We start from the raw sequence: 5,212 nt of genomic DNA, 5'->3' as shown, positions 1-5,212 counted from the left end.
GTTCTGATTTAGGACGGGTTCAGCCTTCTGAGGATGAATGGCCACCCTCGCCGCTGCCTCAGCCTCAAGGGGTGGTCAATGCGGAGTCTGGCCCATCCGCCTCCGGCAAACCTCCAACCCGACGACAACGACCGCGCACCTATGGCGACGACCCACTGATGCTCTGACGTTGAAGCTTTTGTTAATGACCCATGGTTTTGAAGTGTTTGTCATGGCTACTGGCCATGCTGGTTTGGCTTATGGTCAGCCCCCAGCCTGCCTTAGCCACTGTGGTTCCAACCACTGAATTTTCTGTACTCCCTGACCAAGCGGTCGTCGTGCCCGACTTGGATCAGTTCTCGCTGGCAGACTTGCCCGCCTTCAGCGAGGGCGGCGGGTTTCGAGAGGGGCCTTACCAGCGTACTTGGCGTGTGGGCCAAACCATCGACCAAGTGTTGACCTTCAGCGACATCCAAGACCTGGCCCCTGGCAACCTGACGGTACGTGAGATCGGTGCTGTCCTAGGCCAAGACCTGGGTGCGCGTTCTATCGAAGACTTTCCTCTGCTTGGCAATCAGTCCATCAACGACCTGATGTCAGCCATCCCGACCCTCGGTGGGTTTGACCTTGAGGCGTTACCCCCGATTGCGGCGCTCGTTGATGCGGAGCTAGGGGACAGGGTACGCCAGGGCCAGACTTTATTTAATGCGGTTCAGCGTTGGCCAGAACTGGGCGAGTTGGTGTTGGGTGAGATTGACCTGAGCGCCTTTCGCATTGACGACATTCCAGGGGCAGCCCAGACCGCTCTCGGTACCCTGAACGGCTTTGAGCAGGCGACCCTAAATCAGGTGCCCGGACTCCGTGACCTACCCCTAGCAAGCTTTCCCAATCCGGTCGCAGTGGTCGGCAATCTGACCATGCAAATCGACATGATTTGGGGGCCACGGGAAGGGGATCGGCCTCGTACTATCTCTGGCTCTGACCAACAAGGGTTTGCGGTGCCTTGCAACATCGACCGTCAAGACTGCGCCTCGATTGAACTTCAGGCGCTGGGGGCTGGATCTGACCCCCTCGACGGTAGCCACTGGGTTTCGGGCAAGTACCAAGAGGTTGAAGGGGGTAGCGGTGCGCTGCGTTGGGTCAATGGCGGCAGGGAACCGACGGGTCGCCATCCCTTTGGCCCTGCCTTTAAGCAGGTGATTTGGGAACCGGAAGAACGGGACGACACCGTGACCAGCGCCCTCTTCTTTCGGGCCTGTGGGTTTGGAGGATGCACCCCCTACGTGATTGGCCCCTTCCCATTCCTGACCTACCGCATCAATGACCCCATCTTTGTGGGTCTGCTGGAGGGCGATGCTCCGTCGGCAACGCCTTCTCAACGCACAGGAGCGACCCGAGGAGGGCGGATGCCTGGGCCGGGGCATACCGGGTTTGGTGGAGCGGGAAACTTAGGTGGATTTAGCCCAGACTGTATTAACCTACCGGAAGATGCAGACCCAGCTGAGTTTAGCTCCAGCCGCAATGTAGAAGGGATTGATGTAGGTACCTTGGCCAGTGCCATTGCCAGCATTGAGTCCCAGGGAAGCGGTGGCTATTTTGCCGTCGGGCCGCACGTCTGCGCCGATGGGGGCCGCAACTGTGGTCGGGGGTTAGGGAAATTCCAGTTCATGAGCTACAACGACCAGGCCTCTCAGTTAATTGCGGCTCGGCCAGGGGGGTCAGCGTTCTTATCCCGCGTGGAGGGTGGCCATCGCCCCAGCTCAGATGAGCTGATGCGCTACTTTCCGCCTGAAGACCAGAATCGTGCCTTTGAAGGGTTCTTGGCCCATAACGTTCGACGTGCGGCGAGCCAGATCGATCCCACCACAGGCCGACCCTTTGCAGGGGGACGATTGGTGGAGCGGGCCGCCCAGATGCACTTTGGTGGGCCTGGAGTCGCGGTTGATGGCGGTGGGTCGGATGCGTTTGGTCGGTTGAGCGTACGCGCCTACGGTGAAAATGCCCGTCGAGTGTATGAGCAGGGAGGTGGTTCTGTGGGGGGTCTGAATCTCTGTTCCCCTGGGACTCAGGCCGCTGACGGTGGTGGCCCAGCCGGGAAAGCTAGCGGCGAACTGGTGTATCCCGTTCAAGGTCAGTTTCCAGTGACCAGTGAGTTTGGGCCTCGGCCTCGGCCTTGCAGCACGTGTAGTGCCAACCATGCTGGGATTGACCTAGGTACGCCAACGGGCACTCCATCCGTGGCCGCTGACGGTGGAACGGTTACCTTTGCTGGAGTCAGTGGATCACTGACGAGCGGCTACGGCAATTTAATTATCGTTGATCATGGCAATGGTCGTGAGACTCGTTATGCCCACCTGGATAGGTTGAGTGTGAGCGTGGGTCAAGAGGTCGGCCAGGGTGAGGTGATTGGCACCACCGGTAACACGGGGTCTTCGACCGGGCCACATCTGCATTTTGAGGTTCGAGAAAATGGGGTTCCTCAAAACCCGAGAAACTACATCAATTTTTAACGATAGAAGGAGAATAGTCTATGAGATTTTGGCGCAGAACAGCTTTAGTCGTTAGCTTATTCGGATTGTCCTTTGGATGGGTAGTCGCCTCTCCTTGGATGCCTCAAAGCCAAGCTCAGGTCAGCTTTGAGGCTTGTACTGACATTGCTCCACCCATCATTGAACGGGTTGAGTTCATGGCTCAGCAGACCGTAGGTGATCGCACCTTTGGTTTGTTCAGAGTTTTCGATGGGTTTCCAGAACCAGACTATGCGGTTCAATCGGTTGATCGTTCAGGCGAATGTCGGGTTGACTATTGGAACCCGAGTGGACAACCTATTCCCATTACGGATAGTGAAACTATTCCGTCTGGTGTAATGGATAGTTTTGTTGGCCTCATTGATGAGGACATTGCAAAGTACGACTAAGTTTTTGTTGCACGCTGATCTCACACACACTCAACACCTGAATCATGCTTTCCAAAAGCGACTTGAAGCAAGGATGGAACAACCTGCGGTTGCTCACCTGGGACGACTGGCGACGGGCGGCAGCGGGGGAGGGGCCGACCTTAGAAGAGGTAGAAGCAGAACTACCGGGGCCACCCAAATGGTTGCGTCGAGCCGCAAATCGGTTTCGGATGGGCTTTGCCCTAGCCGTTCTGGTCAGCATGGCCCTGACGTTGGTCGGGTGCAGTGCCCAGGCCCAAGATGGGAACTGGCGACCCGTGTCCCAAGTGCTGCCTGACCCCATCATCCAGGAATTGATTGAGGCCGAAACCAGCGTGACGGGATCAGAGGCCGATGACCTGGCCGAGACCCTGGTGGGCTGGTCCATTCCTGGGGATGAGGGCCGACTGGTCTTGGTGGATTATCGTAGCGACCTGCTGTGCGGCAGTTCGGGCTGTCTGTACAGCGGCCTCTGGCTGGATGGCGATGAGTTGCAAGGGGAGGGGGTGGTGTTTTCGGCCTACCTAAGGCCCGACCTGCCCCCTGAAATCCCCTTAATTCATCCCATTGAAGTGGATGACGGGGTGGCCCGACCACTGCCCTGCCTCCAGGCCAGTCAGGTTGAAGACCATCAAGTGGTGGAGCGGATTTCCTGTCTGCGGGATGGTCGGTACCAAGGAACCCGCAACCGTCGCCTGCCTCTGGCGGCAAGCTAAGCCCAGACCCCACCTAAGCTAGGCGGGGTCTGGATTTGAGCTTAGAGATCGTCGTCGTCCTCTTCGTCGTCCTCTGGTTCGTAGTAGTCTTCGTCGTCTTCATCAACGACAGCGGTTACCTCGATGGCTTCGTCTTCGTCAGGGTCGAAATCATCCTCTTCCTCACCCAGTTCGAGGTCATCTGGGCTGGCCGCCGCCGCGCCACTCGGCAAGGCGTCGAGGGACTGAGCGGGAGGCAGGGCCGCTGCCGCTGTAGGGGCAGACTCCACAAAGCCTGCGACTTCGGTATGCAGACCCCAGACCAGGGCTTTGCCTTGGGGCGTGCCCAGGAAGACCTCGAACAAGGTTTCTGGGGTAGGCACAACATCAACGACCGCTTTGCAGCAGGTGGACTTGTTCTTGCCTTTGCCTTGCTTTTCGGGGATGAACGTCACGGGCACAACGACCAGCGACCGCCATTTGTCGGATTTGCCGCTGTAGGGCTGGTTGACGGCCTCTGCAAAGGCCTTTTCCACCTTGCGGTAATAGTCGTCATAGGTGCTGACAAAGCTCCAAAGGGCGACGTTCTTAAACCGAATGACGATGGGCGTCAGGTGCAGGGGTTGGTCGTTCTCGTCGAGGAACACGACGGCGTGCTCAGAGACCACTTCCATCAGGGCTTTATCGAGGTGGATTTGGTGAGTTTCGTAAGGCCCAATCAGGGTGTGGGCCAGGGTTTCGTCTTCTCCTCGCTTGGTGAGTTGATCCGCATCTTTGTAGCGGATGTAGGGCGGCACCTTAGCGAGCACCACTAACCGACATTCGGAGAGGAATAGGCCCGTGACCGTGTTCTCGCCAATGATGATTTCGTCAAGGTCGTCGGGCAGGTTAAGCCAGCCTGCTGACTCAAGCTGATCCACTGGAATCAGGAGGCCTGCTGGGTTGTCGTTGACGACAATGCCGTAGGGCAGTCGAGGCCGCCGAGTCTCGTTGAACTCAGGATCGAGGAGTTCAGGATCTACGGTCAACTCGACTTTTGGCTTTCGGGTTCGGGTTTGTTCAGGTTTAGTTCCAGGTTTAGATTTACGGGTTCGGGCTGAAGGTTGGGTTTGAGTCGTGCGCTGGGATGTATTGGTTCGGGTGGCCATATTTGAAAAGCTTGGAAAACGTCAATCGCTCCCAAAAGGCGATAGCCGCTGATTAGACAGAGGAAAAGGCTCGTGTTTGGAATCGACCTCCGTGGGCTCATCGAGCAATACAACAATCCCCAGGGCTATGTGATCCTGGGAGCCTTCGGGGTGTTGGTCGTGCTGATGATCCTGCTCAAGGACAATCGGGGCACCATCACCACGGGCCGCACCGTCCAGACCTCTGATAAGTTATCGGCCAATGCCACGGCGCTTAAGCAACTGCGGTTGCCGCTGGACTATCAGCCTCCCACTCTGAGGAATCCCAAGGGCCAGAACCAGAAGAAACCCCAAAAGGCTCTGTCTGAACGACCCCAGCGGCCCCGCGACGAGTTAACGCTGTGGGCGGGTCGGCCTCCTCAGTTTTGGTGGTCAGGCCGTTGGCGTAAGCTGGGGGCTCAGATTCAGACCGTTAT

At 57.6% G+C, this 5,212-nt stretch carries 4 protein-coding genes and 1 pseudogene; 4 read left to right on the top strand and 1 reads right to left on the bottom strand.

Annotation, left to right across the window (positions count from 1 at the left end):
• The first annotated feature begins 224 nt into the window (after window positions 1–224).
• Genes H6G62_RS28155 through H6G62_RS25910 form a run of 3 tightly spaced genes read left to right on the top strand, consistent with a single transcriptional unit; the run spans window position 225 to window position 3,630 of the window.
• Window positions 225–2,489 (top strand): M23 family metallopeptidase, encoded by a 2,265-nt coding sequence (locus tag H6G62_RS28155; RefSeq protein WP_190500572.1) that lies wholly within the window; start codon window positions 225–227, stop codon window positions 2,487–2,489.
• Between the two features lie 20 nt (window positions 2,490–2,509).
• A complete protein-coding gene (locus H6G62_RS25915; RefSeq protein ID WP_190500570.1) occupies window positions 2,510–2,896 on the top strand; it encodes a hypothetical protein in 387 nt (128 codons plus the stop codon).
• A gap of 44 nt (window positions 2,897–2,940) precedes the next feature.
• Window positions 2,941–3,630, top strand: a complete 690-nt coding sequence (locus H6G62_RS25910; RefSeq protein WP_190500568.1) for a hypothetical protein — start codon at window positions 2,941–2,943, stop codon at window positions 3,628–3,630.
• Between the two features lie 41 nt (window positions 3,631–3,671).
• On the opposite strand, the gene H6G62_RS25905 is transcribed toward H6G62_RS25910, so the two are convergent.
• Window positions 3,672–4,637: a DUF5895 domain-containing protein gene (locus H6G62_RS25905; RefSeq protein ID WP_190500566.1), complete on the bottom strand. Its 966-nt coding sequence runs from the start codon at window positions 4,635–4,637 to the stop codon at window positions 3,672–3,674.
• 192 nt (window positions 4,638–4,829) lie between these two features.
• On the opposite strand from H6G62_RS25905, the pseudogene H6G62_RS25900 reads away from it, so the two are divergent.
• Window positions 4,830–5,212: pseudogene (locus H6G62_RS25900) on the top strand (hypothetical protein); the annotation flags it as partial.

Origin of the sequence: Phormidium sp. FACHB-1136, from assembly GCF_014697375.1 — a bacterium.
GTDB lineage: Bacteria > Cyanobacteriota > Cyanobacteriia > Phormidesmidales > Phormidesmidaceae > Nodosilinea.
The sequence above is the reverse complement of the archived record's forward strand: the minus strand, read 5'-3'. Positions and strand labels throughout refer to the sequence as shown.

Bases quoted from the DNA above. Each gene is read 5' to 3' on its own strand.
- H6G62_RS25915 (WP_190500570.1), top strand. From the start codon at position 2,510: ATGAGATTTTGGCGCAGAACAGCTTTAGTCGTTAGCTTATTCGGATTG.
- H6G62_RS28155 (WP_190500572.1), top strand. From the start codon at position 225: ATGCTGGTTTGGCTTATGGTCAGCCCCCAGCCTGCCTTAGCCACTGTG.
- H6G62_RS25910 (WP_190500568.1), top strand. From the start codon at position 2,941: ATGCTTTCCAAAAGCGACTTGAAGCAAGGATGGAACAACCTGCGGTTG.